Genomic DNA, 1,915 nt, shown 5'->3' on the forward strand with positions numbered 1-1,915 from the left:
GACGGCCGCGGTGCTCACGGGCGTCCCCGTCGCGCCATGGCCGCCGCCGGGGCCAGGGCGCGACGGGGACGCTCGTGAGCACCGCGGCCGTCACGGCGGGCATCGTCGTCCTCGCGGTCGGCAGTTTCGCGCTGCGAGCGGGCGGCGTGCTGCTGCGCGACCGGATGCCCCTCGGCGACGACGCGGAGCGGCTCGTCGAGCGCGGCACGGTCGTCCTGCTGGTGGCGGTCGCCCTCGTCTCGGCGCTGACCGACGGCACGGGGGCGGCGCCGGTGTCGCGGGCGGCCGGAGTAGCGGTCGGTGCGGCGGCGGCGCTCCTGAAGGCCCCGCTGGTCGTCGTGGTGATCGCGGCGGCGGGAACGGCGGCGGGGCTGCGGGCGCTCGGGGTCTGATGCGAGCGGTGCGACGCGGTCGGAGCGGCCTGTCGGTCAGAGCGGCCGGTCCGTCAGAGCCCCTTCGCGAAGCACGCGGCGGAGTCGTCGCCGACGTGCGCGCCGAAGCCGTCGACCTCGACGTACCCGAGTGCTCGGGCGGCGGAGCGCACCGCGTCGTCGGCCGCGTCGACCCGGAACCGCAGGGTGCGGATCCGCTGGACCCTCGCCCACGACTCGGCGGCGGCGACCAGGCGGCGGGCGACGCCCCGACGGCGCGCCTCGGGCAGCACGACGAGGCGTACGAGCTCGGCGAAGTCGTCGGGCCCGGGAGCGAGGGCGACGAGGCCGAGCGGGCGGTCGTCGAGGGCGCCCTCGGCTCGGGCGACGAAGAGCCGCGCGTGCTCGCGGTCGAGCGAGGTGCCGTGATCGGTGAGGGCGAGCAGCGCGGCGGCACCGGGGGAGTCGGAGTGCTCGAGCCGCACGGCGACCGGCCCGGTCACGAGGTCGGCTCCGCCGCTCCCGCCGGCTCGAGGGAGAGGTTCTGCACGACGGGAGCGTCGAGGTGCGCGTGCAGGAACTCGACGACCGACGTGCGCAGGCTCTCGTCGAGCATGGCGATCGAGTGCTGAGTGCCCGGCAGCACGAGGAGCTCGACCGGTGCGCCGGCGGTCTCGAGTGCGTCCGCGAAGGCGGTGGACTGCGACCGGGCCACCCGGGCCTCGCCGGAGTGGGCGATCAGGAACGCGGGCTCGCTGCCGTCGACGTGCGTGATCGGCGACGCCTCCGCGGCGGCGGGGCAGGCGGCGAGATCGGGGCAGCCGAGGTAGGTCCGCACGGCCGGCGCGACTCCGACGGCCGGGTCGTCGTCGGCCATGCCCGCGGCGGTCAGATCGGAGGGGCCGCTGAGGTCGACGACCGCGGCCAGCTGCGAGGAGGTGTCGTCACGCGTGCCGAGGAGCGAGACGAGGTTGCCGCCGGCCGACCCGCCGAACGCGGCGACGCGCTCCGGGTCGATGCCGAACCGCTCCGTCTGCTCGGGCGCGAGCAGCCAGTCGAGTGCCGCCGAGACGTCGTCGATCTGAGCGGGGAAGACCGCGGCGGGAGCGAGCCGGTAGTTCACCGAGACGGCGACGAAGCCCTCGGACGCCAGCCACTGGCAGAGCGGGCGCCAGTTGGCGTCGGCCTTGTCGCCGCGGGCCCAGCTGCCGCCGTGCACGACGAGGACCGCGGGGAGCCCGCCGGTCACGAGCGCGCCGGTCGGCGAGCACACGTCGACGGACTGACCCGTCGCCTCGTCGTAGACGACGTCGGCCGTGACGGGGATGTCGGCGTAGGCCGGGACGGCCGCCGCGCCCGCCGCCTGGGCGATCGGCTCCGACACGGGAGTGGTGCTCGCGCACCCGGTGAGGGCCGCCGCGACGAGCCCGAGGGTCGCCGCACACAGGGCGATCAGTCGCGTGGGTCGGGTGGGCTCGCGCATGGGTGAGACGAGCGTAAGGGGTGGACGGCGCTGGACCTACAGGTCCCCCGCGATCAGGGGG

At 76.4% G+C, this 1,915-nt stretch carries 3 protein-coding genes; 1 reads left to right on the top strand and 2 read right to left on the bottom strand.

The window, feature by feature from the left end:
• The first annotated feature begins 74 nt into the window (after nt 1-74).
• Nucleotides 75-392, top strand: coding sequence for an AzlD domain-containing protein (locus NB037_RS19175; protein ID WP_251948639.1), 318 nt, complete (start codon nt 75-77; stop codon nt 390-392).
• A gap of 53 nt (nt 393-445) precedes the next feature.
• Here the strand turns inward: NB037_RS19175 and NB037_RS19180 are convergent, their stop codons facing one another.
• Both NB037_RS19180 and NB037_RS19185 read right to left on the bottom strand, forming a co-directional pair.
• Nucleotides 446-874 (bottom strand): GNAT family N-acetyltransferase, encoded by a 429-nt coding sequence (locus NB037_RS19180; protein ID WP_251948641.1) that lies wholly within the window; start codon nt 872-874, stop codon nt 446-448.
• Complete coding sequence (locus tag NB037_RS19185) at nt 871-1,854, bottom strand: alpha/beta hydrolase (protein WP_251948642.1); 984 nt, start codon at nt 1,852-1,854, stop codon at nt 871-873. The genes NB037_RS19180 and NB037_RS19185 overlap by 4 nt, the downstream gene beginning before the upstream one ends.
• Nucleotides 1,855-1,915: the final 61 nt, after the last annotated feature.

Source organism: Rathayibacter rubneri, assembly GCF_023743255.1.
Taxonomy (GTDB): domain Bacteria; phylum Actinomycetota; class Actinomycetes; order Actinomycetales; family Microbacteriaceae; genus Rathayibacter; species Rathayibacter rubneri.